Origin of the sequence: Variovorax sp. DAIF25 (assembly GCF_050711835.1) — a bacterium.
In the GTDB taxonomy this organism is placed as follows: Bacteria; Pseudomonadota; Gammaproteobacteria; order Burkholderiales; family Burkholderiaceae_C; genus Variovorax.
Genome location: NZ_CP136636.1, coordinates 555,712 through 580,205, shown reverse-complemented (window position 1 = coordinate 580,205; position 24,494 = coordinate 555,712). Strand labels below are relative to the sequence as shown.

Here is a 24,494-nt window from a genome sequence, read left to right as displayed (position 1 = left end):
AATTGAATGTTTGTGAACTAAACCCATTTGCAAACTTTTCGATACGAAAGTTTTGCCAAATACTACCGAGCTGTCATCACTCGGTCGCCACCTGCAGCACCAGTTTGCCGAAGTTGGCGCCGCTGAAGAGCCGGTTCAGGGCCTCGGGGAAGGTGTCGAGGCCCTGCACGATGTCTTCCTTGCTCTTCATGCGCCCGTCCTTCAGGTAACCCGCCAGTTCGGCGATGGCCACGGGATAGCGGTCGGCGTAGTCGAACACCACGATGCCCTCCATGCGCGCCCGGTTCACCAGCAGGCTCAGGTAGTTGCGGGGGCCGGCCGCCGGCATGCTGTTGGCGTTGTTGTACTGGCTGATGGCGCCGCAGATGATGATGCGGGCCTTGCGCGCGATGCGCGCGAGCACGAGGTCGAGGATCTCGCCGCCGACGTTGTCGAAGTAGATGTCCACGCCCTTGGGGCAGTGCTGCTTGAGGCCGTCGCGCACCGCGGCGGCGCCGGCCTTGTAGTCGATGCAGGCGTCGAAGCCCAGCTCCTTGACCACCCAGTCGCACTTGGCCTCGCCGCCCGCGATGCCGACCACGCGGCAGCCCTTGATCTTCGCGAGCTGGCCCACGGTCTGGCCGACCGCGCCGGCGGCGCCCGAGATCACGACGGTCTCGCCGGCCTTGGGCTGGCCCACGTCCATCAGGCCGAAGTAGCCGGTCATGCCGGGCATGCCCAGCACGTTGAGCCACTGGGTGATGCTGCCCACGCGCAGGTCGATCTTCACCAGGCCGTTGCGCTTGATCTCCTCCTGCGGGATCAGCATGTATTCCTGCACGTTGAGCGTGCCGTAGACGGTGTCGCCGACCGAGAACTGCGGGTTCTTCGAGGCGATGACGCGGCCGATGCCGCCGGCGCGCATCACGGCGCCGATCTCGACCGGCGGGATGTAGCTCTTGGCATCGTTGAGCCAGCCGCGCATGGCCGGGTCGAGCGACAGCGACAGCGTCTTGACCAGCACGCCGCCCTCGGCCGGCTCGGCCACGGGCTCGCTGCCGAAGCTCCAGTGCTCGCGCGTGGCGGCGGCCTCGGGACGCTTGGCGAGGCGGACCTGGTGGTTGACGAGTGCGGTGGTGTCGGTCATGAAGCGTCTCCTGGAGATGGGGCCGCGCCCCGGGGTGTGGCTGAGCGGCGCATGCTAGCCGCGCGGCGCGGGGCCGCGCGTAGCGCAGGCGACAGCCCGCCCTCCCCGCCCAGACCTCGTCAGCCCAGCCGCACCACGATCTGCAGGCCCGGCGACGCGTTGCGCACGCGCAGGCTGCCGCCATGCGCCTCGGCGATCAGCCGGCACAGGTACATGCCCAGGCCGACGCCGCCGGTGGCGCGCTGGCGCGCGCCGTCGGTGCGGTAGAAGGCCTCGGTCAGGCGCTCGAGCTGCGCCTCGTCCACGCCCGGACCGAAGTCGCGCACCTCGATCTCCACGCCCTGCGCCTGGCCCTCGAGCACCGCGCGCACCGACACGCTGGGCGGACGCGGCGCCTCGGTGCTGTAGCGCAGCGCGTTGTCCAGCAGGTTGCGCACCAGCAGGCGGATGCGCATGCGGTCGACCGAGTGCGCCGGCAGGCCCTCGGCGAGGTCGAGGTGGACCTCGCGCGCGGCCGGCATCTCGGCCACGGTCTCGCGCACCAGCGCCGCGAGATCGATGCGCTCGCGCTGCAGCGCCGCGTGCGGGCTCGCGAGCCGTTCGCTCTCGAGCAGGTCGCTGATCAGGTCGCGCATCTCGTTGAGGTCGCGCAGCAGCGCCTCGCGCTCGGCCCGGCCCTCGGCCGTGGCCGGCAGCAGTTCGGCATTGAGCCGTGCGCGCGTGAGCGGCGAGCGCAGCTCGTGGCTCAGCGCCAGCAGCAGCCCGCGCTTGGCATCGAGCATGGCCTGGATGTCCTGGGCCATGGTGTTGATGTGCTCGGCGAGATCGCCGATGTCGTCGTTGCGCCGCACCGGGATCGGCCGCTCGAAGTCGCCGCGGCCGAAGCGCTGCGCGCCATCGCGGATGTCGATCAGCGGCCGCAGCAGCCGGCTCACGTAGGCATAGCCCAGCACCACGAGCAGCAGCAGCAGGCTCAGCGTGGCCCAGCCGGCCGCGCGCGGCGCGATCTGCCACAGCCGCGGCGCCCAGCCGAAGATCACGCGGTGGCCGTCGGCCGTGGGCCGGATGAACCACTTGTCGTTCCACATCGATTCGTCGTGGTCGCGCATCCAGCCGCCGCGCGTGCCGTGCTCGCCGGGGTTCGAGTCCCAGTTGACCGTCGGCCCGACGATGCGGATGGTGATCGGCAGGCGGTCGACCAGCGCCTGCGCGCGCGACACGTCGGGCGGCGTGCCGAGCTCGGTCACCAGCCGGTCGGCGTAGTCGACCAGCATCGGCTGCGCGGCCTCGGCCCAACCGGTGGAGAAGGACTTCTTCATGCCCATGAGGAACACGCCGGTCATGACCACCGCGAGCAGCACGAACATCATCACCAGCCGGATGCGCAGCGAGCGGCGCCAGCGGCGCTTGCCCTGCACCTTCTCGTGCCACTGCGCATGCCACTGCCGGTGCAGCTCGTCGCGGCGGCAGGCGAAGGCATGCCACGCGCCCTCGCGATCGCGGCGTTCCCTGCGGCGGAAGTTCATGAAGAAGGCTCGCCGCGTGCCACGGCCAGCGCGTAGCCCGCGTTGCGCAGCGTCTTGATGCAGTCCAGCGGTTCGAGCTTCTTGCGCAGGCGGCTCACCACGATGTCGACCGCACGCGTGTAGAGCTCGGCCTCGTGGCCGCGCAGCCGGTTGAGGATGTCGTCGCGGCTGAACACCTTGCCGGGCTCGGCCGCCAGCAGCGCCAGCAGCTCGAACTCGGTGCCGGTGAGGTCGACGCGCTCGCCCTGGCGCAGCACCAGGCGCCGGTCGAGGTCGATCGCCAGGCCATCGAACACGCGCTGCTGCGTGGACGCGGCCGCGGGCGGCGCGACGCGCTGGCGCCGCAGGATGGTCTGCACGCGCGCCACGAGTTCGCGCGGCTCGAAGGGCTTGGGCACGTAGTCGTCGGCGCCGAGCTCGAGGCCGACCACGCGGTCCATCACCTCGCCGCGCGCGGTCAGCATCACGATCGGGATGTCGCTCTCCTTGCGGATCTCGCGGCACAGCGCGAAGCCGTCCATCTCGGGCAGCATGACGTCGAGGATGGCGGCGTCGAAGCTCTCGGCGCGCAGCCGCGCCAGGCCTTCGCTGGGCCGCACCGCGCTCTCGAGCGTGCAGCCGAAGCGCGCGAAGTAGCTCGCCAGCGGCGCGCCGAGGTGTTCGTCGTCGTCGATCAGCAGGATGCGCGGCATGGGCGGATTGTGCCTTCTGGCCAGGAGCTGGCTGATGATCAACCCGCCCGGCATCGCACCGCCACGACGAGGCCGGCCGCGAGCGCGGCGAGCAGGACCAGGTGATACGCGACGTCGGGCACGGTCTGCGGCCCGATGCCGATCGCGATGGTGAACAGGCCGACCAGCGTGCCGAGCAGCGCGAAGCCCTGGGCGCGGATCGCGAACCAGCGCGTCCAGGCCGGGCGCAGCCAGCTCGCGACCGCCGCGCCCACCAGCACCAGCGCGATCACGGCCTCGGCCGTGCGTGCCTGCGCATGCGCGAAGCCGGGGATCAGCCGGCCCGCGTGCACGGCCGAGGCGGTGCCGAGCGCGAGCGCCTCGGCCAGCAGCCAGGTGCGCGCCACGGCGGGGCGCAGCACGGGCCGCACGACATCGTCGGGACGCGCGCTCACCATGGGTCCTGCCTTCCGACGCGGCCCAGGTGCGTGAAGCCGAAGCCCGCCTCGTACTTGAGGCCGAAGCCCAGCGCGCGGTCGAACGCGATGTGCGCGGCCCAGATCAGCGCCAGCGGCAGCGCGAAGGGCAGCGCCACCAGCAGGCCCAGCGCGCCGATGCCCAGCGGCACCAGGTACGAGTGCGCGACGTTGTAGACCCGCGCGCCGATGCGCGGCCCTGCCAGGTAGCCGAGCATCGACAGGTCGGGCAGCAGGAACAGCAGCGCGAACAGGCCCCAGCCGCTGCCGGTGCGGTCGTAGGCGATCAGCGCGCCCGCCAGCACGGCCAGCGCCTCGAGCCGCAGCGTGGTGCGCACGCCGCCGGTCGCGGCGCCTTCCTGTGTCTCGGTCGCGGCATCGCTCGCGCGGCGCGCGGCCTGGCGCCGCAGCGCGATCAGGTCGCCCAGGTTCGGTTCGATGGTCTTCATGGTGTGCTCGCATCAGGTGGAGGGCGCCGGGCCCCGAAAGGAACGGAAGGCGGCCCCGACGGAAGGTCGGGGCCGCCGGTGCATCAGCCTTGGCGGCTCCAGCGGCGTCCGCCGCGCTCCATGAACTCGCGCACCTTCTGCTGCTGCGCGGGGTTCAGGTGATCGAAGAAGTCGGCCGCCGCGGCGATGATCTCGGGGCTGCCGCTGCGCAGCGCCGCGGTCTTCTCGTCGACCAGGCGGGTGGCGCCGGCCTGGTCGAGCTTGTTGCCCGCGAACAGGGCGCGGAACTGCGAGCGCGGATCGCCCGAGCCGTCGGCGCCGCGCAGGGCCTGGCGCTGCGCCTGCAGCTTCTCGGCCAGCACGGTGAGCTTCTGCTTCTGCGACGCATCGAGGTCGAGCTTGCTGCCCACGCGCTCGACCATCTTGGCGCGGAACTCGGCGCTGTCGCCGTTCCAGCCGTGGCGATGGCCGGCGCAGCCGGCGACGCTGCCGGCCACCACGGCGAGCCCGGCAAAACCGAAGAGCGTGCGTTTGATCCAGTGTTTCATGACGGGTCCTGTGTGTTGTTGGAGGAGGAAGCTCGATGGTGCTTTCGGGCCGCCTTCGCGTCCTTTCACCGCGGTATCGGCGTGTTTCGTTTTATTGCGACGCGAGGCCGGAGGGCCGAAACGAAAAAGCGACGCCGATGCGTCGCTTGTTTCCGGGGGCGCGCAGGGCCGCTTCGCTCAGAGCTTGCTGGCGTCGCGCGAGGCGGTGGCGCGTGCGTCCACCGGGTTCTGCAGCGTCGAGATCACCTTGCTGTTGACGCGCGAACCCGAGCTCACGTTCTGGTCGGGCGCAGCCGCAGTGCGCACGGCCTCGGCGGCCACGCTGGCACGGTCGGTCGAGCGCGCCACGGTCTCGGGACCGCGCGAGCCGCGCGTCACGTTCTGGTTCGGTGCCGCGGCGGTGCGCACGGCCTCCTCGTGGATCTCGGCGCGGGTCTTGGCCGACACGGCCTGGTGCACGCCGTCATAGCTTTCGGCCTTGGCGCCCGCGGCGGCGAGCATGGCGAAGGAGGCGACGGCGACAGCCTGGGTCAGGGAGAGCTTCATGGATCGGGCCTTTCAGGGTTGGTGAAGAGAAGGCCTGATCGTGCTTGCCGGCGCGCGGCAAGTCCTTTCGCCGCGGTTTCGGCGTGTTTCGTTTTATTGCGGCGGGCTTGAAGCGCGCGCGGCGCTCAGCCCGCGAGCATGGCGGCGGGATCGTCCGAGTCGACCACCGAGCGCGCCCAGGCCTCGAGCTTGCTCGTGTCGGCGCGCAGCACCTCCTGCTTGACCGCGAGGATGCGCGAGGGATGCATCGAGAAGCTGCGCAGCCCCAGGCCCAGCAGCAGCCGCGTGAAGGCCACGTCGCCTGCCATCTCGCCGCACACCGCCACCTGCTTGCCCTGGCGGCGGCACTCGGCGATGGTGTCGGCCACCAGCTTCAGCACCGCCGGATGGGCCGGGTCGTAGAGGTGCGCCACCGACTCGTCGGCGCGGTCGATCGCCAGCGTGTACTGGATCAGGTCGTTGGTGCCGATCGAGAGGAAGTCGAAGTGCTTCAGGAAGGTGCGCAGCGTGAGCGCCGCGGCCGGGATCTCGATCATGGCGCCGAGCTTCACGTGGCCGTGCACCGCGCCGCGGTTGTCGAGCTCGGTGCGCGCGAGCGCGATCAGCGCCAGCGTCTGGCGAATCTCGCTCGCGTGCGCGAGCATCGGGATCAGCAGGTGGATCTCGCCGTGCGCGGCCGCGCGCAGGATGGCGCGCAGCTGCGTGAGGAACATCGCGGGATCGGCCAGGCTCCAGCGGATGGCGCGCAGGCCGAGCGCGGGATTCAGGTGCTCCTGCTTGTTGGCGGACTTGTTGTCCAGCGGCTTGTCGGCACCCACGTCGATGGTGCGGATGGTGACCGGCATGCCTTGCATGCCCTCGACCGCGCGCTTGTAGGCCTGGTACTGCTCCTCCTCGTTGGGCAGCCGCGTCTGGCGCGCCGACGACTCGCGGCCCATGAACAGGAACTCGCTGCGGAACAGGCCCACGCCGACCGCGCCGGCCTTCATCGCGCCCACCGTGTCCTCGGGCATCTCGATGTTGGCGAGCAGTTCGACGCGCTGGCCGTCGAGCGTGACGGCCGGCTTGTGGCGCAGCCGCGCGAGGCGCCCGCGCTCGAGGTCGCCCTGGCGCTGCTTGAAGCCGTACTCGGCCAGGATGATCGGCGAGGGATCGATGATCATCACGCCGGCATCGCCGTCGATGATGACCCAGTCGTCCTGCCGCACCAACTGGCTCGCGGTGCGCGCGCCGACCACCGCCGGCACGTCCATGCTGCGCGCCACGATCGCGGTGTGCGAGGTGCGCCCGCCGACGTCGGTGACGAAGCCGGCGAACACGCTCTTCTTGAACTGCAGCATGTCGGCCGGCGAGAGATCGTGCGCGATCAGCACCAGCGGCACGTCGATGCCGTCGCCCGCGGTGAGGTCGTCGTCCTCGTCGGACGAGGCGCGCTTGCGCCGCGGCGGGCTCGGCGCCAGCACCGCGGCCGTGCCCTTCATGCGATGCAGCAGCCGCTCCACCACCTGCTCGAGGTCGGCCTTGCGCTCGCGCAGGTACTCGTCCTCCATCTCGTCGAACTGGCGCGCGATGACCTCGAGCTGCGTGGTCAGCGCCCATTCGGCGTTGTAGAGCCGCTCGCTGATCCAGTGCTTGACGCCGCCGCTCAGGGCCTCGTCCTGCAGCAGCATCTGGTGCACCTCGAGCAGCGCCGCGAGTTCGTGCGGCGCGTCGTTCGGGCCCATCTGCGCGACGTTGGTCTGCAGCTTGGCCAGCTCCTCGGCCACGGCGTTGCGCGCGGTGCGCACGCGATCGATCTCGGTCTCGATCTCCTCGGGCTTGATGAAGTAGTGGGCCACGTCGATGCGGCTCGACACCACCAGCACCGCGCGGCCGATGGCGATGCCACGGGCGACGGGAAGGCCGTGGACTGCGAAGGTCATGCGCGGGGACCGTAGGTCATCGGCCGCCGCCGGGCCGCCCCAAGGCGGCCGAGCCCCCTCGGGGGGCAGCGACGACACGCAGTGCGGAGCGTGGGGGCCACAGTCATTCGCCTTCGCCGAACTTGTCGTCCATGAGCTGGACGATGGCGTTCATCGCTTCTTCTTCCTGCGGGCCGTTGGTCTCGAGCTCGACGGTCGAGCCGAGCCCGGCGGCCAGCATCATCACGCCCATGATGCTCTTGGCGTTGATACGGCGGTCGCCGCGCGAGAGCCACACCTCGCAGGGAAAGCTGCCTGCGAGCTTGGTCAGCTTGGCCGATGCGCGTGCATGCAGTCCCAGCTTATTGCTGATGGTCACGGATTTCTTGATCACTGTGCTTTCTCTTGGCCTGGTTCTGCGGTGCCGCCACCGCCACTTGCATCACGCCCGCGGTGCCGCCGGCGATGGCGCGCTGCACGAGCACGTCGAGCGGCTCGTGCCGGTAGGTCACGGCACGCAGCAGCATCGGAAGATTGACGCCCGCCACGAGCCGCGAGCGAACGCCGTCCACCAGCTTCTGCGCCACGTTGCAAGGCGTTGCGCCGAACACGTCGGCCAGCACCAGCACCTGCACGCGCGGCCCGTTGAGCTGCTGCGCGAGCGTGATGCGCGCGGCCGCCAGGGTTTCCTCGGGCGGCACGTTGGGCAGCACGTCGAGCGCGACGATGGCGTTCTCGCTGTCGGGAAACACATGCAGCGCGCACTTTCGCAACGCTTGTGCGAAAGGCGAATGGGCAATGATGAGGATGCTGTTCATGCGGCTCGGGGGACGGCGCGTCGATTATGCGGGGGCGCCCGGAGGAAGTAGATATACGACATAACGCAGCACCCCAGCAGGATGGCCATTGCGCCACGGAAAGCGTCCACGGTGTCGAGGCCGGCGCGCACGAACAGGTCGATCAGCAGGCCCACGCCCCACTGCACCACGAACACGCCGACGAAGATCACGAGGTTGTAGGCCGACAGCGCGCGGCCCGCGAGCGCCGGCGGCAGCGCCATCGCCACGGCCGGCTGGGCCAGCGTGACCACCGTGCAGAGGCACAGGAAAACCGCCCACGTTCCCGTGCCCGCACGCGGCCCCGCTATCAAAACAATAGCCATGAACAGCAGCGAGAGCGGCAGGCCCCAGGCCATGAGCCGATCCGCCGCAATGCCGCGCTGCGCGAGCCTGGGATTGGCCACGCCCCAGAGCCAGTAGGTGGCGAGCAGCACCAGGCTGATGACGAACAGCGCCTCGGCCGCGCGCAGCGGCGTGTAGCCCGACACCCGCGTGAGCCAGGGCACGGCCCACAGCGACTGCATCGCGATGAAGCCGCCGTAGTGGAAGAAGCCGATCGGCGCGAGCTTGCGGAAGAAGGGATCGCGCCAGACGGCGGCGTAGCTGCCGCCGTCGTCGGGAGCCGCCACCGTCGCAGCGGGTGAGGCTCGACGCCACGACGGCGCGACCCAGGCGATCAGCAGCATCGAGACGATCACGCCCGCGCCCAGCAGCCAGAACAGCGCGCGCCAGCCGACCAGCGGCACCAGCCATTGCACCGGCAGCGTCGCGCCGACCAGCCCGAACGACCCGACCATCAGCATCCACGAGTTGCTGCGCAGCTGCATCGCCGGCGAGAGCCAGCGCCGGTAGCCGGTGAGCGGCGCCATCAGGCAGGCGCTGACGCCCACGCCCGTGAGCACGCGCGCGGCCAGCAGGAGCGAGAAATGCGTGGCGACCGAGAACAGCAGGCAGCCGGCCACCGCCACGCCGAGGAACGCCACCACCACGCGCTTGGGACCATGGCGGTCGAGCCAGGCGCCCATCGGCAGCTGCGTGAACGCGAAGCCGAGGAAGTAGCCGCCCGCGAGCAGGCCGAGGTCGCGCGACTCGAGGTCGAACTCGTCGGTGAGCGTGGGCGACAGGGTGGCCGTGATCGCGCGCACCAGGGTCGAGAGGAAGTAAGCGAAGGCGAAGGCCAGGAAGACGCCGGCGACGCGGCGCCGGCCGCCGAGCGTGCCCTCGCTCATCGCGCGGCCGCCGGAAGCGCCGCGCCGAGGTCGCGGGCGCGGCTCATGGCAGCCGCAGGCCTTCGAAGAAGGTCTTGGCGGCTTCGTCCGACGATGGCCGGCCCAGCACCATCGCCTGGTAGAGCGACACGGCGCCGGGCGGCGTCGAGCGGGTCTCGGTCTGGGCGAACCACAGCACCTGCAGCGGCTGGCCCGTGGGCGTGGCCGGCGCATCGAGCCGCAGCGGCGCGGGCGTGGCGGCGGCACGCGGCACCGTGGCCGGCGCCTCGGTGGTGGCCGCGCCCTGCAGCTGCTCGCGCGTGGCGAGCTGCCAGGCACGCAGCCAGCTCTCGGCCTGGGCGGCGTCGGCGGCGGTGGCATGCGCGATCGCGAAGGTGGCGCCGCCGGCCTCGCAACCGGCCATGTCGACCTGCACCGATTCGGCGCCCAGCGGCTGCGCGCGGGTGGCGCGGTCGGCCTTGCAGGGCAGCAGCGCGACCAGGCCGGCCTCGGCCACCGGGACTTCGCGCCAGTTGAAGGTCGGGCTGCAGGCCGCGAGGACGAGGACCGCGGCGGCGGCGCAGGAGGCGCGCGCGCGACGGCGAAGACGGGAGGTGGGCTGCGGCATGGGGACCGGATTATCGATCCGCCGTTCCACGGGGACTGTCGCGCGCGCCAGCACGTTCGAACGTGCGGAACTAGAATCGCGCCGCCCCACTCAGTCAGCAGCCATGAAAAAGTACGTTATCGCAGCCGCCGTTGCCGTCGCCCTGGCCACCGGCGTGGGGGTGTACCTCGGCTCGGGCACCACCGCGGCGCCCGCCTCGACCTTCGTGCTGCTCGACGGCACCAGGAAGAGCACCGAGGACCTCAAGGGCAAGGTCACGCTGGTCAACTTCTGGGCCACGAGCTGCGTGACCTGCGTCGGCGAGATGCCCAAGGTGATCGCCACCTACGACAAGTACAAGGCGCGCGGCTACGACACGCTGGCGGTGGCCATGAGCTACGACCCGCCGAGCTACGTCGTCAATTTCGCCGAAACCCGCAAGCTGCCGTTCAAGGTGGCGATCGACAACACCGGCAGCGTGGCGCAGGCCTGGGGCGACGTGAAGCTCACGCCGACCACCTACCTCGTGAACAAGCAGGGCCAGATCGTCAAGCGCTACGTGGGCGAGCCCGATTTCGCCGAGCTGCACAAGCTGATCGAGAAGCTGCTGGCCGAGGCCTGAGCCCTCCCCCACCCATCAAAAAGGCGCTGCCCGTGACCGGACAGCGCCTTTTTTGTTGGGGCAAGCAATGGCGGATCAGCGGTCGCGGAAGGTGTCGTGGCAGGCCTTGCAGCTCGCGGCGGTCGGGCCGAACTGGGCCTTGAGCGCATCGATGTTGCCGGCCTTGGCGGCCACCAGCAGCTTGCCGGTCTCGGCGATCAGCTTGTCCTGGTGTTCCTTGAACTTGGGCGCTTCCTTCCAGACCTCGGGCTTGGCCTTGCCGCCCTCGGTGCCGGCGCCGAAGCCGGCCCAGGGCAGCTTCGCCATGTCGGCCACCACCTCGGCGTTGGCCGCGGCGGCGGCCGCGTCGTAGGGCGCGCGGCCATTGGCCATGGCGCCCAGGCGGCCGAAGTGCTGCGACATGACGAACAGCGCGCTCTGGCGGTACTTGATGGCGTCTTCAGGCTTCGCGAACTGGGCCGCGGCCGGCAGGGTGGTGGCGGCGCAGGCGGCGGCCAGCGCGAAGGTGGCGAGTCGGATCATCGTGGTCCTTCTGACATGTGGGAATCGTGGGTGATGCCGTCGGGCGCGGCACCTGCGCGGCAGTGTAGGGGCAGGCCGGTCGGCGCGCATAGCAACAACCCGATGGAACGGGCGGCTCGGACTTTGCTAATCTGCGCCTTCCGCAGCCATGCGCTCCCCCCACCTTCGATGACCGACTCCCCCGCGGCCGCGGCGTCCCGCCAGGCCACCCGAACACGCGTCTGGGACCTGCCGACCCGGCTGTTCCACTGGGCCCTGGCCGCCGCCGTGATCGGGCTGATCGCCACCGGCCTCGGCGGCGTCATGGAATGGCATTTCCGCCTCGGCTACACGGTGCTCGCGCTGCTGCTGTTCCGGCTGCTCTGGGGCTTCGTCGGCGGGCGCTGGTCGCGCTTCGCGGCCTTCGTCTATGCGCCGGGCTCGCTCTTCGCCTACCTGCGCGGCCGCGCCCATCCCGATCACCTGATCGGCCACACGCCGCTGGGCGCGCTGTCGGTGTTCGCGGTGCTCGCGATCCTGGCGCTGCAGGTGGCGACCGGCCTCGTGGCCGACGACGAGATCTCGGCCGCGGGGCCGCTCACGCGCTTCGTCTCGGGCGATCTCGTGAGCCTGGCCACGGGCTGGCACAGCACGCAGGGCAAGTGGATCGTGATCGCGCTCGCGAGCCTGCACGTGCTCGCGGTGCTGTTCTACGTGCTGGTGAAGCGCCACCGGCTGGTCGCTCCGATGCTCTCGGGCGACAAGGACATCGCCGCCGCCGACCGTGCCGCGCCCGTCGCCGGCAGCCGCGACGACGCCGCGTCGCGCGGCCTCGCGCTGGTGCTCGCGCTGCTGTGCGCGGGCGTCGCGTACTGGGTTTCGTCGTTGCGCGCATGAGCTCATCCGTCTCACGCCCCCTGCCGCTGTCGGACACGCCGGCCGTCGTGCTGCTCACGCCCGACGAGGCCCACGAACTCGAGGCCGCGCGCCTCATCTTTCGCGACTACGCCGCCTCGCTGGGCATCGATCTCGACTTCCAGAATTTCGACCAGGAACTGGCCGCGCTGCCGGGCGAATACGTCGAGCCGCGCGGCACGCTGCTGCTGGCGCTGGTCGATCCGGCGCACGTCAAGGACGAGGCTGGCCGCGCCACGCCCACGCTGGTGCGCGCCGATGGGCGGATCGCGCACGTGGCCGGCTGCTGCGCGCTGCGGCCGCTCGACAGCGCGGACTACGTGAATGCGGCGGAGATGAAGCGCCTGTACGTGCGCCCGGGCTTTCGCGGCCTGGGGCTGGGCCGCCAGCTCGCCGAGGCGATCCTCGACGCGGCGCGTGGCGCGGGCTACGGCTGCGTGCTGCTCGACACGCTCGACGAGATGGAGTCGGCGCGTGCCCTCTACGAGGACCTGGGCTTCGCCGAGGTGCCGCCCTTCTATCACAACCCCATCGCGGGGGCGCACTACCTGAAGGTGGACCTGTAGGCGAGGAACGGTCCGCGAGGCGGACCGTTCTCGTTGGACCTGCCGCTCAGCCCTTGGCTTGCGCCAGCAGCGTTTCGGCGTTGCTGACTTCGAACTTGCCCGGTGCCTCGACGTTGAGCGTCGCGACCTTGCCGTCCTTCACGAGCATCGAGTAGCGGTTGCTGCGCAGGCCCATGCCGCGGCCCGTGAGGTCCAGCGTGAGGCCCGTGGCCTTGGCGAAATCGGCGCTGCCGTCGGCCAGCATGCGCACCTTGGCGCCGGTCTTCTGGTCGCGCGCCCAGGCGCCCATCACGAAGGCGTCGTTCACGCTCACGCACCAGATCTCGTCCACGCCCGCGGCCTTGAAGTCGTCGAAGTGCTGCACGTAGCCCGGCACGTGCTTGGCCGAGCAGGTGGGCGTGAAGGCGCCCGGCAGCGCGAACAGCGCAATGGTCTTGCCAGCCGTTGCCTTGGTCACGTCGACGGGATTCGGGCCGATGCTGCAGCCTTCGCCCTCGACTTCCGAGTACTCCTGCAGGGTGGCCGAGGGAAGGGTGTCGCCGACTTTGATCATTTGAAAGTGCTCCTGGAAAAAGAAAAACGGCCCACATTGTGGGCCGTTTCGCGATGGACTGCCGGCTGCCTTGCGGAGCCGGCGGACCCGAGGGGGATCAGACCAGGACGGCCTTCTCGACCAGACGGGTCACGACCCAGTTCTTGGTCTTCGAGATCGGACGGCTTTCCGTGATCTCGATGGTGTCGCCCAGCTTGTACTCGCCCTTTTCGTCATGGGCGTGGTACTTGCTCGTCTTCGCCACGATCTTGCCGTAGAGCTCGTGCTTCACACGGCGCTCGACCAGCACGGTCACGGTCTTGGCACGCTTGTCGCTGACCACCTTGCCGATCAAGGTGCGCTTGAGGGATTTTTTAGCTTCCGTCATGTTCACTCCTTACTTGGCGGCTTGGGTTTCTTGCTGCTTTTGAGCAAGAACGGTCTTGGCGCGCGCGATGTCGCGACGCGTCACGCGCAACGTCGAGGTGTTCGACAGCTGCTGCGTGGCTTTCTGCATGCGCAGGCCGAAATGGGCCTTCTGCAGATCCTTGATTTCGGCTTGCAGACCGGCGACGTCCTTCTCGCGCAGTGCTGTTGCCTTGCTCACCTTGGCCGGAGCCGCGGCTTCTTTCTTCTTACGTGTTGCCATGGATGTTCTCCTCTCAGGCGCCGAGCTGGCGCGAGACGAACGTCGTGCGCAGCGGCAGCTTGGCAGCGGCCAGGCGGAAGGCTTCGCGGGCGAGTTCTTCGGGCACGCCGACGATCTCGAACACGATCTTGCCGGGCTGGATCTCGGCGACGTAGTACTCGGGGTTGCCCTTGCCGTTACCCATCCGCACTTCTGCGGGCTTGGTCGAGATCGGCTTGTCGGGGAACACGCGGATCCAGATACGGCCACCGCGCTTCACGTGACGCGAAATCGCGCGGCGAGCGGCTTCGATCTGGCGCGCCGTGAGGCGGCCGCGGTCGGTGCATTTCAGACCGAAGTCACCGAAGGCCACCGAGTTGCCCCGGGTGGCGACGCCGGTGTTGCGGCCCTTTTGTTCCTTGCGGAACTTTCTGCGTGCAGGTTGCAGCATGTCTTGTTACTCCGTGAGGACTGCCCCGGGCTTCCTGTGCGAATGCACACCCGGGGCTGAGACCGATTACTCGGTCTTGGCACCGTCCGCTGCTGCAGCGGGCGCGGCTTTGCGGACGCGCTTAACGGCGGGTTTCGAGTCTGCACCGGCACCGCCGGTTGCTTCTGCGGGCTTGTCGCTGCCGTCGGCGGGAGCGGTGTTGCCACCGATCGGGCCACGGGCACCGGCACGCGGGCCGCCGCGGCGGTCACCACCCGGACGGTCGCCACCAGGGCGGCCATCACGGCGCGGACCACGCGGACGACGCTCTTCCTCGGGACGCGGGGTCTCGACGGCGGGCAGGTCGTTGCGGCCCAGGGTGTCGCCCTTGTAGACCCACACCTTGACGCCGATGACGCCGTAGGTGGTCTTGGCTTCCGAGGTGCCGTAGTCGATGTCGGCGCGCAGCGTGTGAAGCGGCACGCGACCTTCGCGGTACCACTCGGTACGAGCGATTTCGATGCCGTTCAGGCGGCCAGCCGACATGATCTTGATGCCTTGGGCACCCAGACGCATGGCGTTCTGCATGGCGCGCTTCATGGCGCGGCGGAACATGATCCGCTTTTCGAGCTGCTGCGTGATGCTGTCGGCGATCAGCTGGGCATCGATTTCGGGCTTGCGCACTTCTTCGATGTTCACTGCCACCGGCACGCCGAGCTGGCGGCCCAGTTCGCGCTTGAGGTTCTCGATGTCTTCGCCCTTCTTGCCGATCACGACGCCCGGACGAGCCGAGTAGATCGTGATGCGGGCGTTCTTGGCGGGACGCTCGATCAGGACGCGCGACACCGAAGCGTTCTTCAGCTTCTTCTTCAGGTATTCGCGAACCTTGATGTCTTCGGCCAGCATGCCCGCGAAATCGCGGTCGCTGGCATACCAGCGGCTGGACCAGTTACGGGTAACCGCCAGACGGAAGCCGGTCGGATGGATTTTCTGTCCCATATTTCTTCCAGGCTCTTAGTTGCCAACCGTCACGTACACATGGCACGTGGGCTTGCTGATGCGATTGCCGCGACCCTTGGCGCGCGCCGTGAAGCGCTTGAGCGTGGCGCCCTGTTCGACGTAGATGGTCTTGACCTTCAGCTCGTCGATGTCGGCACCGTCGTTGTGCTCCGCGTTGGCGATGGCCGACTCGAGCACCTTCTTGATGATCACAGCGGCCTTCTTCTGCGTGAATTGCAGAACGTTGAGCGCTTGATCGACCTTCTTGCCGCGGATCAGGTCGGCGACCAGACGGCCCTTGTCGACCGAGAGGCGGACACCGCGGAGGACTGCACGTGTTTCAGACATGGTCGTTCCTTACTTCTTCTGGACTTTCTTGTCCGCGGGGTGCCCCTTGAACGTGCGCGTGAGCGCAAATTCGCCGAGCTTGTGGCCGACCATCTGGTCGGTGATGTAGACAGGCACGTGCTGCTTGCCGTTGTGCACGGCAATGGTCAGGCCGATGAACTCGGGCAGGACCATCGAGCGGCGCGACCAGGTCTTGATCGGCTTCTTGTCCTTCGTCGTCACGGCCTTGTCGGCCTTGGCAACGAGGTGATGGTCAACAAACGGACCCTTTTTGAGAGAGCGAGTCATTTGCTATCCCTTACTTCTTGCGGCGCGACACGATGAAGACCTGCGTGCGCTTGTTGTTACGGGTACGGTAACCCTTGGTCAGGTTGCCCCACGGGTCGACAGGGTGACGGCCTTCGCCGGTCTTGCCTTCGCCACCACCGTGCGGGTGGTCGACCGGGTTCATCACCACGCCGCGAACGGTCGGGCGGATACCCATCCAACGCTTCACACCGGCCTTGCCGAGCTGGCGCAGGCTGTGTTCTTCGTTGGCCACTTCACCGATGGTCGCGCGGCATTCGATGTGAATGCGGCGGACTTCGCCCGAACGCATGCGGACCTGGGCGTAGACGCCTTCACGGGCCAGCAGCGTGGCCGAGGTACCGGCCGAGCGGGCGATCTGCGCGCCCTTGCCGGGCTGCAGTTCGATGCAGTGGATCGTCGAACCCACCGGAATGTTGCGGATCGGCAGCGTGTTGCCGGCGCGGATCGGAGCTTCCGAACCCGACAGCAGCGTTGCACCGGCTTCCAGACCGCGCGGGGCGATGATGTAGCGGCGCTCGCCGTCGGCGTAGCAGACCAGCGCGATGTGGGCGGTGCGGTTCGGGTCGTACTCGATGCGCTCGACCTTCGCCGGGATGCCGTCCTTGTTGCGACGGAAGTCCACCACGCGGTAGTGGTGCTTGTGACCGCCGCCCTTGTGACGGGTCGTGATGTGGCCGTTGTTGTTGCGGCCGGCCTTCTGGAACTGGGGTTCCAGCAGGGATGCGAGCGGAGCACCCTTGTACAGGTGGTCACGCGAAATCTTCACCGCGCCGCGTTGGCCCGGCGAAGTGGGTTTCATCTTGATGACGGCCATGATTAAGCGCCTTCCCCGACGAGGTTGAGCTCTTGACCGGCCTTCAGCGTGACGTAGGCCTTGCGAACGTGGTCGCGGCGGCCGACGGACTTGCCGAAGCGCTTGGTCTTGCCCTTGATGTTGGCAACCGACACGCCCTTGACTTCGACCTTGAACATCAGTTCGACGGCGGCCTTGATCTCGGGCTTGGTGGCGTCTTGCAACACCTTGAAAGTGACAGCGTTCGACTTCTCGCCGACCATCGTGGCCTTTTCGGACACGATCGGGGCGACCAGCACGTTCATGAGACGGCCTTCGTCGAACTGACGTTGAGCAGGGGTGGGGTTCACGCGGCTCATGCGAACATCTCCTTGAGCTTGTCGACGGCACCCTTGGTGACCAGCACCTTCTTGTAGTGAACCAGCGACACCGGATCGGCGTAACGGGGTTCGACCACGAGGATGTTGACCAGATTGCGCGAGGCAAGGTACAGGTTTTCGTCGACTTCTTCGGCGATCACGAGCACGGACTCGAGATTCATTGCCTTGAAACGGGCTGCCAGCGGCTTCGTCTTGGGCGAATCCACGGTCAGCGAATCCACCACGGCCAGACGGCCTTCGCGAGCGAGCTGCGAGAAGATGGCGGCCATGCCGGCGCGGTACATCTTCTTGTTGATCTTCTGCGAGAAGTTTTCGTCAGGCATGTTCGGGAAGATCCGGCCACCCCCGCGCCACAGCGGCGAGGACGTCATACCGGCACGGGCGCGGCCCGTTCCCTTTTGCTTGAAAGGCTTCTTGGTCGAGTGCTTGACCTGTTCGCGGTCCTTCTGGGCGCGCGTGCCTTGGCGGGCGTTGGCCTGGAATGCGACGACGATCTGGTGCACCAGGTCTTCGTTGTAGTCACGGCCGAACACGGTTTCGGGGGCGTCGTACTTCGACGCGGCCTGACCTTGCTCGTTCAGGAGTTCGAGTTCCATTACTTCGCTCCTTCAGCCGCTTGCGGCTTGGCCTTGACGGCGGGACGCACGGTGACGAAGCCACCCTTCGAACCCGGGATCGCGCCCTTGATGAGCAACAGCTGACGCGCTTCGTCGATGCGGAACACCGAGAGGTTCTGCGTCGTGCGGGTGACGTCGCCGAGGTGGCCCGTCATGCGCTTGCCGGGGAACACGCGACCGGGGTCTTGTGCCATGCCGATCGAGCCGGGCACGTTGTGCGAACGGCTGTTACCGTGCGACGCGCGCTGCGAGCTCATGTTGTGGCGCTTGATCGTGCCGGCGTAGCCCTTGCCGATGGAGGTGCCTTGCACGTCCACCTTCTGGCCCACGGAGAACACGCTGCCGGCCGCGATCACGCCGCCAGCCTGGTGCTGACCTGCGGTATCTGCGGTGACGCGGAATTCCTGGATGATTTCGCCAGCTTCGACACCCGCCTTGGCGAGGTGGCCGGCTTCCGGCTTGGTCACGCGCGATGCTTTGCGCGAACCGAACGTCACTTGCAGTGCGACGTAGCCATCGGTCTCTTGCGACTTGATCTGGGTCACGCGGTTGTTCGACACATCCACCACCGTGACAGGAACTGCATCCCCGTCATCGGTGAAGAGACGCATCATCCCCACCTTGCGGCCCAGCAACCCGAGGGAGTTGCTCAGACTCATGTGTTTTCTCCAAAAAATGGAAGCTTCTCCCGCCGCTGCCACTTCAATTGGCGACAGCGTTTGACCGAAGTCGTATGACCGACTCGCGGCAACGGGGGAAGGTTGATAAATCTCCGACCTGCACGTACCTTCCGGACGCAACAAGGGCAGAGCCAGCGATTATAGCCCGCGGTATGGGCGGGGCGCAAGCGCTGGAAAAGGGCCCCTTTCGGGGCGGTTGCAACGGCCCGCGGGGCCGTTTTCTGCCTATTTGGCGGGCATCGTGATGATGCTGTCGCCTTCCTTGGTGGTCTGGACGTCGCCCTGCGACTTCATCAGGGGCGCCGTCCCGGTCTGGATCGGGATCGAGATGGCGCTGCTCGCGCCGCCCTGGCTCACGAACACGTTCAGGTAGCGCAGCCCGTCCGACTCGCCGATGACCGAGACGGTCGCGGTGGAGCGCTGGCCGGCGGGCAGCGTCAGCGGATTGCCGTTTCGCAGCGTCAGGCCGGGATCCGCGGTGAAGCGCACCGACGCGCCCTGCGGATCGGTGACCGCGTCGAACTGCAGCACGACCGACGTGGCGCGGCCCGCCTGCGAGGTGCCATCGACGCGGTACTGCACCACGACACCCGAATCGTTGGATTTCTGCACGGCCGTGGTCATGGGCGCCGGCGCCGCCTTGTGCTGCGCGCGCTTGGGCACGCGCGAGTCCGGCACGCCGTCGGCCATCGCCCAGGTCGTCAACGCCATCAGCGAGAGCGCCGCGACGGCGGTCCGTGTGTTCGAGCGAATCGTCATGGCCATCATTCCCCTTACTGGATCGCGACGCTGATGCAGTTCGCGCCCGAACTGTTGAGATCGGTGACGGCCAGCACGTACTCGCCGGCCAGGAGGCTGACCTTGCTGCCCGAGCGGGGGATCTGCCCGGCGCGGAACACGGCGAAGTCGGGGTTCACCGTCGGCGCACCCGATGCCACCGATACCTGGTACTCACGCGTCGTGGGCGCCACGAAGCGCAGGTAGGCATAGTTGCCCAGCTTGTTGCCGCCACCCGCGGCGTTCGTGACGCACGCGGTGGTGAGCACCCCCACCGTCGCGCTGCCGTACATGGGCAGCGCCGCCGGCACATTGCCGTTGTTGGTTTCGGCTTCGCCGAAGGGATCGTTGCTGCCGGCGCTGATGTTCTGCGCGCTCAGCAGGCCCGCCAGGGCCGAGGCACTGCCGGGCGCCACGGCATTGAAGGCCGCGGCGAACGGATGGATCGAGGTCACGGCGGCACCGCCCCTGAACTGCGCGCTGGTCATCGCATCGTGGATCGGCTTGAAGCCCACCTGCTGGTTGAGATTCCAGAAGATCGAGTGGATCGAGCGCTCGCGGAACCAGCCTGGATTGCTGGACGGCCCCACGGTCAGGTTGACCGACACGCTGACGTCGGAAGCGACCTGCCCTTCGCCGCGGGAATCGACGTAGTTGCTGCGGCCGAGCGCGATGCCCGACCAGCCATTGCCCCAGCCTTCGGAGAAGGCCACGCGGCGATCGAGACGGTCGCTCAGGTCATGCGCCCCGCCGACCGAATCGTCCCGGCTGAACGAGGACTGGTAGTAGTGCCCCCACTCGTGCGCGATCACCGGCGCATCGAACTCGTCCGTGTCCACGTTCTCCTTGCCGAGCACGTAGATTTCGCGGCCGGTGCTGCGGTTGGCGAAGAAGGTGTTACCGATCTGCCCGAGCGCGAGGCTGCCGGCGCTCGGCACGTTGTTCGGGCTCCAGAACACCTTCAGCGGTGGAAAGGCCGTCGCCGGCGCCACCGACAACACCTTCTGCATCGAGGTGTAGACCGTGTCGAGCACCGCGAACGGCGCCGACACGCGGCGCCCGGTGTAGCTCGAGCCGCCCCATCCCGAATCGGCGCGCAGGTCGCGCGTCGTCGCACCGGAGCCGGTCGTGAAGGCCGCCGACTGCATCGAGTACAGCGGCGTGTTGGCGCTGGTGTTGTCCCGCACGCTGACATCCCATGCCGCGGTCTGGATCTGGGCGCGGACGCGAACGGCGATCGTGGCGTTCGCCGGCACCGACACCGAGTAGTTGCCGTTGGCATCGGTGGCCGTCACCGCGATCTGGTTCGACAGGGCATCGAGCACTTCGACGAAGGCCCCGCGCACCGGCTTCGCGACGGTGGCCGCATAGACCAGCGGCCCGCTGTTGTTGGGCACCGAGTCGTAGGTGGCCTTGCCGCTGAGCGTGACCCCACCGATTACCGGGGGCGGAAAACCGATCGGGATTCCACCGCCGCCGCCGCCGCCGCCTCCACCGCAACCTGCGAGGAACGCCGCGGCAATCAGCGCCGAACCGATGCCAGAAAGAATCCTGTGGTTCATAGCTTGTGCTGCCCTCATTCAGCTCCCGGCCAAGGTCTGGACGGCCGGTGGTGGGCGAGGATGCCACAGACGACACGCAAATGACAAAGGCCCGCTCACATTTCTGTGAACGGGCCTCGAAGCGACACCGCGCTTGACGCGCGAGCGGGCTTGTTGCGTGCGGCTTACTGCAGCTTGATCTCGACGTCGACGCCGGCCGGCAGGTCGAGCTTCATCAGCGCGTCCACGGTCTTGTCGGTGGGGTCGACGATGTCCATCAGGCGTTGGTGCGTGCGGATTTCGAGCTGGTCGCGGCTGGTCTTGTTGACGTGCGGCGAACGCAGGATGTCGAAACGCTTCAGGCGGGTCGGCAGGGGCACCGGGCCCTTGACGATCGCGCCGGTGCGCTTCGCGGTGTCAACGATCTCGGCGGCCGATTGGTCGATCAGCTTGTAGTCGAACGCCTTCAGGCGGATGCGGATTTTTTGCTTGGTTGCCATGGTGATTCCTTTGCGTTCGGCTTAGATGTCGAGGATCTTGGCCACGACGCCCGAACCCACGGTACGGCCGCCTTCGCGGATGGCGAAGCGCAGGCCTTCTTCCATCGCGATCGGGTTGATCAGCTTCACGGTGATGCTGACGTTGTCGCCAGGCATGACCATTTCCTTGTCCTTCGGCAGCTCGATCGCGCCGGTCACGTCCGTCGTGCGGAAGTAGAACTGCGGACGGTAGTTGTTGAAGAACGGCGTGTGACGGCCGCCTTCGTCCTTCGACAGAACGTACACCTCGGCGGTGAAGTGCGTGTGCGGCTTGATCGAACCGGGCTTGCACAGCACTTGGCCGCGCTCGACTTCTTCGCGCTTCGTGCCGCGCAGCAGCACGCCCACGTTGTCGCCGGCTTGACCTTGGTCCAGCAGCTTGCGGAACATTTCCACGCCGGTGCAGGTGGTCTTGACCGTCGGGCGGATGCCCACGATTTCGATTTCTTCACCAACCTTGATCACGCCGCGCTCGACAGCGCCGGTCACCACGGTACCGCGACCCGAGATCGAGAACACGTCTTCCACGGGCATCAGGAACGTGCCGTCCACGGCGCGCTCGGGCGTCGGGATGTACGTGTCCAGGGCTTCGGCCAGCTTCATGATCGCGCCTTCGCCGAGCTCGCCCTTGTCGCCTTCCAGGGCCAGCTTCGCCGAGCCGTGGATGATCGGGGTGTCGTCGCCGGGGAATTCGTACTTGTCGAGGAGTTCGCGAACTTCCATTTCGACCAGCTCGAGCAGTTCCTTGTCGTCGACCATGTCGCACTTGTTCAGGAACACGATGATGTAGCCCACGCCCACCTGGCGAGCCAGCAGGATGTGCTCACGCGTCTGGGGCATCGGGCCGTCGGCGGCCGAGCACACCAGGATCGCGCCGTCCATCTGGGCGGCGCCGGTGATCATGTTCTTCACGTAGTCGGCGTGGCCGGGGCAGTCGACGTGTGCGTAGTGGCGGTTGGCCGTTTCGTACTCGACGTGCGCGGTGTTGATCGTGATGCCGCGGGCCTTTTCTTCGGGCGCAGCGTCGATCTGGTCGTAGGCCTTCGCTTCGCCGCCGAACTTCGACGACAGCACCGTCGCGATCGCAGCCGTCAGCGTCGTCTTGCCATGGTCAACGTGACCGATCGTGCCCACGTTCACGTGCGGCTTCGTGCGGGTGAATTTACCTTTTGCCATTTTTCAATCCTTGAAAGAGCAGTCCCGTGTATTGGTTTTATGTCTGCATCCGATTGCTGGATCGCCTCGCACGGGAACAAGACGGCACCGGATCGCAGACAAGAAGGGCCGCGCACTGCGCGGCCCTGCATTCCTGAAACGCTTATTTCGCGCGGGCAGCCACGATAGCTTCGGCGACGTTACGGGGAGCTTCGGCGTAGTGCTTGAACTCCATCGTGTACGTGGCACGGCCTTGCGACATCGAGCGCAGCGTGGTCGAGTAGCCGAACATTTCCGACAGCGGCACTTCGGCCTTGATGGCCTTGCCGCCACCAACCATGTCGTCCATGCCCTGCACCATGCCGCGGCGGGACGACAGGTCGCCCATCACGTTGCCGGCGTAGTCTTCGGGCGTTTCGACTTCCACGGCCATCATCGGCTCGAGGATCACGGGGTTGGCCTTGCGGGCACCTTCCTTGAAACCGAAGATCGCGGCCATCTTGAACGCCATTTCGTTCGAGTCCACGTCGTGGTACGAGCCGAAGTGCAGCGTGACCTTGACGTCGACGACGGGGTAGCCCGCCAGCACGCCTTGCGTCAGCGCTTCCACGACGCCCTTTTCCACCGCGGGGATGTATTCGCGAGGAACCACACCGCCCTTGATGGCATCGACGAACTCGAAGCCCTTGCCAGCTTCCTGGGGTTCGATCTTCAGCACGACGTGGCCGTACTGGCCCTTGCCGCCCGACTGGCGAACGAACTTGCCTTCGGCTTCTTCGACGGTCTTGCGGATCGTTTCGCGGTAAGCCACCTGCGGCTTGCCCACGTTGGCTTCCACGCCGAATTCGCGCTTCATGCGGTCCACGATGATTTCGAGGTGGAGCTCGCCCATGCCGGCGATGATGGTCTGGCCCGACTCTTCGTCCGTGCGAACGCGGAACGAGGGGTCTTCCTGAGCCAGGCGCTGCAGCGCGATGCCCATCTTTTCCTGGTCGGCCTTGGTCTTGGGCTCGACGGCCTGCGAGATCACCGATTCCGGGAACACCATGCGCTCGAGCGTCACGACTGCTTCGGGATCGCACAGCGTTTCGCCGGTGGTCACTTCCTTCAGGCCCACGCAGGCGGCGATGTCGCCGGCGCGAATTTCGCTGACTTCCTCGCGGTTGTTCGCGTGCATCTGCACGATACGGCCGATGCGTTCCTTCTTGCCGCGCACCGGGTTGTAGACGCTGTCGCCCTTGCTGAGCACGCCCGAATAGACGCGCACGAAGGTCAGCTGGCCCACGAACGGGTCGGTCATCAGCTTGAATGCCAGGGCCGAGAACTTCTCGTTGTCGTCCGCCTTGCGAACCACGGGCGCTTCGTCTTCGTCGAGGCCGTTGACCGGCGGAATGTCGGTCGGAGCCGGCATGTATTCGACGACGGCGTCGAGCATGGCCTGCACGCCCTTGTTCTTGAAGGCCGAGCCGCACAGCATCGGCTGGATTTCGCCGGCGATGGTGCGCTGACGGATGGCCTTCTTGATTTCCTCTTCCGACAGCTCGCCGCCTTCGAGGTACTTGTTCATCAGCTCTTCGCTGGCTTCGGCAGCCGCTTCGACGAGCTTTTCGCGGTATTCGTTGCAGACATCGACCAGGTTGGCCGGGATGTCGCCGTACTGGAAGGTGACGCCCTTGTCCTCGTCCCAGATGATCGCCTTCATCTTCACGAGGTCGACGATGCCCTGGAAGTGCTCTTCGGCACCGATCGGGATCTGGATCACGACGGGGTTGGCCTTCAGGCGGTCGACCATCATCTGGCGCACGCGCAGGAAGTCGGCGCCGGTGCGGTCCATCTTGTTGACGAACGCGAGACGCGGAACCTTGTACTTGTTGGCCTGGCGCCAGACGGTTTCCGACTGGGGCTGCACGCCGCCGACGGCGTCGTACACCATCACGGCGCCGTCCAGCACGCGCATCGAGCGCTCGACTTCAATGGTGAAGTCCACGTGGCCGGGGGTGTCGATGATGTTGATGCGGTGTTCTTCGAACTTGCCAGCCATGCCCTTCCAGAAGCAGGTGGTGGCAGCCGAGGTGATCGTGATGCCGCGCTCTTGCTCTTGCTCCATCCAGTCCATCGTGGCGGCACCGTCGTGCACTTCACCGATCTTGTGGTTCACACCGGTGTAGAACAGGATACGTTCCGTCGTCGTGGTCTTGCCAGCGTCGATGTGCGCGGAGATGCCGATGTTGCGGTAGCGCTCGATGGGGGTCTTGCGGGACATGA

32 protein-coding genes are annotated in these 24,494 nt (G+C 67.4%); 3 read left to right on the top strand and 29 right to left on the bottom strand.

Annotated elements, in window-relative coordinates; translation table 11 throughout:
* Positions 1 to 76 precede the first annotated feature (76 nt).
* The 12 genes from R0232_RS02745 to R0232_RS02690 form a co-directional block, all read right to left on the bottom strand.
* Complete coding sequence (locus R0232_RS02745) at positions 77 to 1,126, bottom strand: NADP-dependent oxidoreductase (protein ID WP_431511159.1); 1,050 nt, start codon at positions 1,124 to 1,126, stop codon at positions 77 to 79.
* 119 nt (positions 1,127 to 1,245) lie between these two features.
* Entirely contained in the window at positions 1,246 to 2,652 is a 1,407-nt protein-coding gene (locus tag R0232_RS02740; RefSeq protein ID WP_431511158.1) for a HAMP domain-containing sensor histidine kinase, read from the bottom strand.
* A complete protein-coding gene (locus R0232_RS02735) occupies positions 2,649 to 3,344 on the bottom strand; it encodes a response regulator transcription factor (protein ID WP_208510590.1) in 696 nt (231 codons plus the stop codon). The genes R0232_RS02740 and R0232_RS02735 overlap by 4 nt, the downstream gene beginning before the upstream one ends.
* A 38-nt stretch (positions 3,345 to 3,382) precedes the next feature.
* Entirely contained in the window at positions 3,383 to 3,781 is a 399-nt protein-coding gene (locus R0232_RS02730; protein ID WP_093350242.1) for a hypothetical protein, read from the bottom strand.
* A complete protein-coding gene (locus R0232_RS02725) occupies positions 3,775 to 4,248 on the bottom strand; it encodes a DUF4260 domain-containing protein (protein WP_431511157.1) in 474 nt (157 codons plus the stop codon). Before R0232_RS02725 ends, R0232_RS02730 begins: the two co-directional genes overlap by 7 nt.
* A gap of 83 nt (positions 4,249 to 4,331) precedes the next feature.
* Positions 4,332 to 4,796, bottom strand: a complete 465-nt coding sequence (locus R0232_RS02720) for a Spy/CpxP family protein refolding chaperone (protein ID WP_208510588.1) — start codon at positions 4,794 to 4,796, stop codon at positions 4,332 to 4,334.
* 177 nt (positions 4,797 to 4,973) lie between these two features.
* The gene (locus R0232_RS02715) at positions 4,974 to 5,342 is read right to left on the bottom strand and encodes a DUF4148 domain-containing protein (protein ID WP_431511156.1); all 369 of its coding nucleotides are present in this window, start codon (positions 5,340 to 5,342) and stop codon (positions 4,974 to 4,976) included.
* 125 nt (positions 5,343 to 5,467) lie between these two features.
* The gene (ptsP, locus tag R0232_RS02710) at positions 5,468 to 7,264 is read right to left on the bottom strand and encodes a phosphoenolpyruvate--protein phosphotransferase (protein ID WP_208510586.1); all 1,797 of its coding nucleotides are present in this window, start codon (positions 7,262 to 7,264) and stop codon (positions 5,468 to 5,470) included.
* Positions 7,265 to 7,367: 103 nt separating this feature from the next.
* Positions 7,368 to 7,637, bottom strand: a complete 270-nt coding sequence (locus R0232_RS02705) for an HPr family phosphocarrier protein (protein WP_057596164.1) — start codon at positions 7,635 to 7,637, stop codon at positions 7,368 to 7,370.
* Positions 7,606 to 8,061: a PTS sugar transporter subunit IIA gene (locus R0232_RS02700; protein WP_203203928.1), complete on the bottom strand. Its 456-nt coding sequence runs from the start codon at positions 8,059 to 8,061 to the stop codon at positions 7,606 to 7,608. Before R0232_RS02700 ends, R0232_RS02705 begins: the two co-directional genes overlap by 32 nt.
* Positions 8,058 to 9,311: an MFS transporter gene (locus R0232_RS02695; RefSeq protein WP_208510585.1), complete on the bottom strand. Its 1,254-nt coding sequence runs from the start codon at positions 9,309 to 9,311 to the stop codon at positions 8,058 to 8,060. The genes R0232_RS02700 and R0232_RS02695 overlap by 4 nt, the downstream gene beginning before the upstream one ends.
* Before the next feature lie 43 nt (positions 9,312 to 9,354).
* On the bottom strand, positions 9,355 to 9,918 hold the full coding sequence (locus R0232_RS02690) for a hypothetical protein (protein ID WP_208510584.1): 564 nt from the start codon (positions 9,916 to 9,918) through the stop codon (positions 9,355 to 9,357).
* A 103-nt stretch (positions 9,919 to 10,021) separates the two neighbouring features.
* Between R0232_RS02690 and R0232_RS02685 the strand changes: the two genes are divergently transcribed.
* Positions 10,022 to 10,519: a TlpA family protein disulfide reductase gene (locus R0232_RS02685; RefSeq protein WP_208510583.1), complete on the top strand. Its 498-nt coding sequence runs from the start codon at positions 10,022 to 10,024 to the stop codon at positions 10,517 to 10,519.
* A 75-nt stretch (positions 10,520 to 10,594) separates the two neighbouring features.
* On the opposite strand, the gene R0232_RS02680 is transcribed toward R0232_RS02685, so the two are convergent.
* Positions 10,595 to 11,041 (bottom strand): c-type cytochrome, encoded by a 447-nt coding sequence (locus tag R0232_RS02680; protein WP_208510582.1) that lies wholly within the window; start codon positions 11,039 to 11,041, stop codon positions 10,595 to 10,597.
* A gap of 168 nt (positions 11,042 to 11,209) precedes the next feature.
* On the opposite strand from R0232_RS02680, the gene R0232_RS02675 reads away from it, so the two are divergent.
* Positions 11,210 to 11,917, top strand: coding sequence for a cytochrome b/b6 domain-containing protein (locus tag R0232_RS02675; protein WP_208510581.1), 708 nt, complete (start codon positions 11,210 to 11,212; stop codon positions 11,915 to 11,917).
* Positions 11,914 to 12,501 (top strand): GNAT family N-acetyltransferase, encoded by a 588-nt coding sequence (locus tag R0232_RS02670; protein ID WP_208510580.1) that lies wholly within the window; start codon positions 11,914 to 11,916, stop codon positions 12,499 to 12,501. The genes R0232_RS02675 and R0232_RS02670 overlap by 4 nt, the downstream gene beginning before the upstream one ends.
* 46 nt (positions 12,502 to 12,547) lie before the next feature.
* On the opposite strand, the gene R0232_RS02665 is transcribed toward R0232_RS02670, so the two are convergent.
* The 16 genes from R0232_RS02665 to fusA all read right to left on the bottom strand — a co-directional run bounded on the left by R0232_RS02665 (position 12,548) and on the right by fusA (position 24,492).
* Positions 12,548 to 13,054: a peroxiredoxin gene (locus R0232_RS02665; protein WP_431511155.1), complete on the bottom strand. Its 507-nt coding sequence runs from the start codon at positions 13,052 to 13,054 to the stop codon at positions 12,548 to 12,550.
* A gap of 97 nt (positions 13,055 to 13,151) precedes the next feature.
* Positions 13,152 to 13,421 carry a 30S ribosomal protein S17 gene (gene rpsQ, locus R0232_RS02660; RefSeq protein WP_015867662.1) on the bottom strand — a complete coding sequence of 90 codons (270 nt, stop codon included), beginning with the start codon at positions 13,419 to 13,421 and terminating at the stop codon, positions 13,152 to 13,154.
* Positions 13,422 to 13,430: 9 nt separating this feature from the next.
* On the bottom strand, positions 13,431 to 13,682 hold the full coding sequence (gene rpmC / locus R0232_RS02655) for a 50S ribosomal protein L29 (RefSeq protein WP_371268850.1): 252 nt from the start codon (positions 13,680 to 13,682) through the stop codon (positions 13,431 to 13,433).
* 13 nt (positions 13,683 to 13,695) lie between these two features.
* On the bottom strand, positions 13,696 to 14,112 hold the full coding sequence (rplP, locus tag R0232_RS02650; protein ID WP_057596155.1) for a 50S ribosomal protein L16: 417 nt from the start codon (positions 14,110 to 14,112) through the stop codon (positions 13,696 to 13,698).
* 66 nt (positions 14,113 to 14,178) lie between these two features.
* On the bottom strand, positions 14,179 to 15,090 hold the full coding sequence (gene rpsC / locus R0232_RS02645; RefSeq protein WP_057596153.1) for a 30S ribosomal protein S3: 912 nt from the start codon (positions 15,088 to 15,090) through the stop codon (positions 14,179 to 14,181).
* Positions 15,091 to 15,105: 15 nt separating this feature from the next.
* Entirely contained in the window at positions 15,106 to 15,438 is a 333-nt protein-coding gene (gene rplV / locus R0232_RS02640) for a 50S ribosomal protein L22 (RefSeq protein ID WP_007838134.1), read from the bottom strand.
* Positions 15,439 to 15,447: 9 nt separating this feature from the next.
* Positions 15,448 to 15,726 (bottom strand): 30S ribosomal protein S19, encoded by a 279-nt coding sequence (gene rpsS / locus R0232_RS02635; RefSeq protein WP_007838132.1) that lies wholly within the window; start codon positions 15,724 to 15,726, stop codon positions 15,448 to 15,450.
* A gap of 10 nt (positions 15,727 to 15,736) precedes the next feature.
* On the bottom strand, positions 15,737 to 16,561 hold the full coding sequence (gene rplB / locus R0232_RS02630; protein WP_057596151.1) for a 50S ribosomal protein L2: 825 nt from the start codon (positions 16,559 to 16,561) through the stop codon (positions 15,737 to 15,739).
* A gap of 2 nt (positions 16,562 to 16,563) precedes the next feature.
* Positions 16,564 to 16,899, bottom strand: coding sequence for a 50S ribosomal protein L23 (rplW, locus tag R0232_RS02625; RefSeq protein WP_057596149.1), 336 nt, complete (start codon positions 16,897 to 16,899; stop codon positions 16,564 to 16,566).
* Positions 16,896 to 17,516, bottom strand: coding sequence for a 50S ribosomal protein L4 (gene rplD, locus R0232_RS02620; protein WP_093218836.1), 621 nt, complete (start codon positions 17,514 to 17,516; stop codon positions 16,896 to 16,898). Before rplD ends, rplW begins: the two co-directional genes overlap by 4 nt.
* The gene (gene rplC, locus R0232_RS02615; RefSeq protein ID WP_057596145.1) at positions 17,516 to 18,196 is read right to left on the bottom strand and encodes a 50S ribosomal protein L3; all 681 of its coding nucleotides are present in this window, start codon (positions 18,194 to 18,196) and stop codon (positions 17,516 to 17,518) included. The genes rplD and rplC overlap by 1 nt, the downstream gene beginning before the upstream one ends.
* Before the next feature lie 246 nt (positions 18,197 to 18,442).
* Positions 18,443 to 18,976 carry a hypothetical protein gene (locus R0232_RS02610; protein WP_431511154.1) on the bottom strand — a complete coding sequence of 178 codons (534 nt, stop codon included), beginning with the start codon at positions 18,974 to 18,976 and terminating at the stop codon, positions 18,443 to 18,445.
* Positions 18,977 to 18,990: 14 nt separating this feature from the next.
* Positions 18,991 to 20,556: a hypothetical protein gene (locus R0232_RS02605; RefSeq protein ID WP_431511153.1), complete on the bottom strand. Its 1,566-nt coding sequence runs from the start codon at positions 20,554 to 20,556 to the stop codon at positions 18,991 to 18,993.
* Positions 20,557 to 20,720: 164 nt separating this feature from the next.
* Positions 20,721 to 21,035, bottom strand: coding sequence for a 30S ribosomal protein S10 (gene rpsJ, locus R0232_RS02600; protein ID WP_057596142.1), 315 nt, complete (start codon positions 21,033 to 21,035; stop codon positions 20,721 to 20,723).
* A gap of 21 nt (positions 21,036 to 21,056) precedes the next feature.
* Positions 21,057 to 22,250, bottom strand: a complete 1,194-nt coding sequence (gene tuf / locus R0232_RS02595; RefSeq protein ID WP_093356177.1) for an elongation factor Tu — start codon at positions 22,248 to 22,250, stop codon at positions 21,057 to 21,059.
* Between the two features lie 142 nt (positions 22,251 to 22,392).
* A complete protein-coding gene (gene fusA, locus R0232_RS02590; RefSeq protein ID WP_093355336.1) occupies positions 22,393 to 24,492 on the bottom strand; it encodes an elongation factor G in 2,100 nt (699 codons plus the stop codon).
* Positions 24,493 to 24,494 lie beyond the last annotated feature (2 nt).

What these genes read in the sequence shown, in the direction of transcription:
- ptsP (WP_208510586.1), bottom strand. Translation starts at nt 7,264, where the DNA reads ATGACCTTCGCAGTCCACGGCCTTCCCGTCGCCCGTGGCATCGCCATC.
- rplC (WP_057596145.1), bottom strand. Translation starts at nt 18,196, where the DNA reads ATGAGTCTGAGCAACTCCCTCGGGTTGCTGGGCCGCAAGGTGGGGATG.
- rplB (WP_057596151.1), bottom strand. Translation starts at nt 16,561, where the DNA reads ATGGCCGTCATCAAGATGAAACCCACTTCGCCGGGCCAACGCGGCGCG.
- rpsQ (WP_015867662.1), bottom strand. Translation starts at nt 13,421, where the DNA reads ATGACGGAAGCTAAAAAATCCCTCAAGCGCACCTTGATCGGCAAGGTG.
- R0232_RS02715 (WP_431511156.1), bottom strand. Translation starts at nt 5,342, where the DNA reads ATGAAGCTCTCCCTGACCCAGGCTGTCGCCGTCGCCTCCTTCGCCATG.
- R0232_RS02670 (WP_208510580.1), top strand. Translation starts at nt 11,914, where the DNA reads ATGAGCTCATCCGTCTCACGCCCCCTGCCGCTGTCGGACACGCCGGCC.
- rpsC (WP_057596153.1), bottom strand. Translation starts at nt 15,090, where the DNA reads ATGGGACAGAAAATCCATCCGACCGGCTTCCGTCTGGCGGTTACCCGT.
- rpsS (WP_007838132.1), bottom strand. Translation starts at nt 15,726, where the DNA reads ATGACTCGCTCTCTCAAAAAGGGTCCGTTTGTTGACCATCACCTCGTT.
- R0232_RS02700 (WP_203203928.1), bottom strand. Translation starts at nt 8,061, where the DNA reads ATGAACAGCATCCTCATCATTGCCCATTCGCCTTTCGCACAAGCGTTG.
- R0232_RS02725 (WP_431511157.1), bottom strand. Translation starts at nt 4,248, where the DNA reads ATGAAGACCATCGAACCGAACCTGGGCGACCTGATCGCGCTGCGGCGC.
- R0232_RS02610 (WP_431511154.1), bottom strand. Translation starts at nt 18,976, where the DNA reads ATGACGATTCGCTCGAACACACGGACCGCCGTCGCGGCGCTCTCGCTG.
- tuf (WP_093356177.1), bottom strand. Translation starts at nt 22,250, where the DNA reads ATGGCAAAAGGTAAATTCACCCGCACGAAGCCGCACGTGAACGTGGGC.
- R0232_RS02665 (WP_431511155.1), bottom strand. Translation starts at nt 13,054, where the DNA reads ATGATCAAAGTCGGCGACACCCTTCCCTCGGCCACCCTGCAGGAGTAC.
- R0232_RS02745 (WP_431511159.1), bottom strand. Translation starts at nt 1,126, where the DNA reads ATGACCGACACCACCGCACTCGTCAACCACCAGGTCCGCCTCGCCAAG.
- R0232_RS02735 (WP_208510590.1), bottom strand. Translation starts at nt 3,344, where the DNA reads ATGCCGCGCATCCTGCTGATCGACGACGACGAACACCTCGGCGCGCCG.
- rplP (WP_057596155.1), bottom strand. Translation starts at nt 14,112, where the DNA reads ATGCTGCAACCTGCACGCAGAAAGTTCCGCAAGGAACAAAAGGGCCGC.
- R0232_RS02680 (WP_208510582.1), bottom strand. Translation starts at nt 11,041, where the DNA reads ATGATCCGACTCGCCACCTTCGCGCTGGCCGCCGCCTGCGCCGCCACC.
- rpmC (WP_371268850.1), bottom strand. Translation starts at nt 13,682, where the DNA reads ATGGCAACACGTAAGAAGAAAGAAGCCGCGGCTCCGGCCAAGGTGAGC.
- R0232_RS02690 (WP_208510584.1), bottom strand. Translation starts at nt 9,918, where the DNA reads ATGCCGCAGCCCACCTCCCGTCTTCGCCGTCGCGCGCGCGCCTCCTGC.
- R0232_RS02730 (WP_093350242.1), bottom strand. Translation starts at nt 3,781, where the DNA reads ATGGTGAGCGCGCGTCCCGACGATGTCGTGCGGCCCGTGCTGCGCCCC.
- R0232_RS02740 (WP_431511158.1), bottom strand. Translation starts at nt 2,652, where the DNA reads ATGAACTTCCGCCGCAGGGAACGCCGCGATCGCGAGGGCGCGTGGCAT.
- R0232_RS02720 (WP_208510588.1), bottom strand. Translation starts at nt 4,796, where the DNA reads ATGAAACACTGGATCAAACGCACGCTCTTCGGTTTTGCCGGGCTCGCC.
- rplW (WP_057596149.1), bottom strand. Translation starts at nt 16,899, where the DNA reads ATGAGCCGCGTGAACCCCACCCCTGCTCAACGTCAGTTCGACGAAGGC.
- R0232_RS02695 (WP_208510585.1), bottom strand. Translation starts at nt 9,311, where the DNA reads ATGAGCGAGGGCACGCTCGGCGGCCGGCGCCGCGTCGCCGGCGTCTTC.
- R0232_RS02605 (WP_431511153.1), bottom strand. Translation starts at nt 20,556, where the DNA reads ATGAACCACAGGATTCTTTCTGGCATCGGTTCGGCGCTGATTGCCGCG.
- R0232_RS02685 (WP_208510583.1), top strand. Translation starts at nt 10,022, where the DNA reads ATGAAAAAGTACGTTATCGCAGCCGCCGTTGCCGTCGCCCTGGCCACC.
- R0232_RS02675 (WP_208510581.1), top strand. Translation starts at nt 11,210, where the DNA reads ATGACCGACTCCCCCGCGGCCGCGGCGTCCCGCCAGGCCACCCGAACA.
- rpsJ (WP_057596142.1), bottom strand. Translation starts at nt 21,035, where the DNA reads ATGGCAACCAAGCAAAAAATCCGCATCCGCCTGAAGGCGTTCGACTAC.
- fusA (WP_093355336.1), bottom strand. Translation starts at nt 24,492, where the DNA reads ATGTCCCGCAAGACCCCCATCGAGCGCTACCGCAACATCGGCATCTCC.
- rplD (WP_093218836.1), bottom strand. Translation starts at nt 17,516, where the DNA reads ATGGAACTCGAACTCCTGAACGAGCAAGGTCAGGCCGCGTCGAAGTAC.
- rplV (WP_007838134.1), bottom strand. Translation starts at nt 15,438, where the DNA reads ATGTCTGAAACACGTGCAGTCCTCCGCGGTGTCCGCCTCTCGGTCGAC.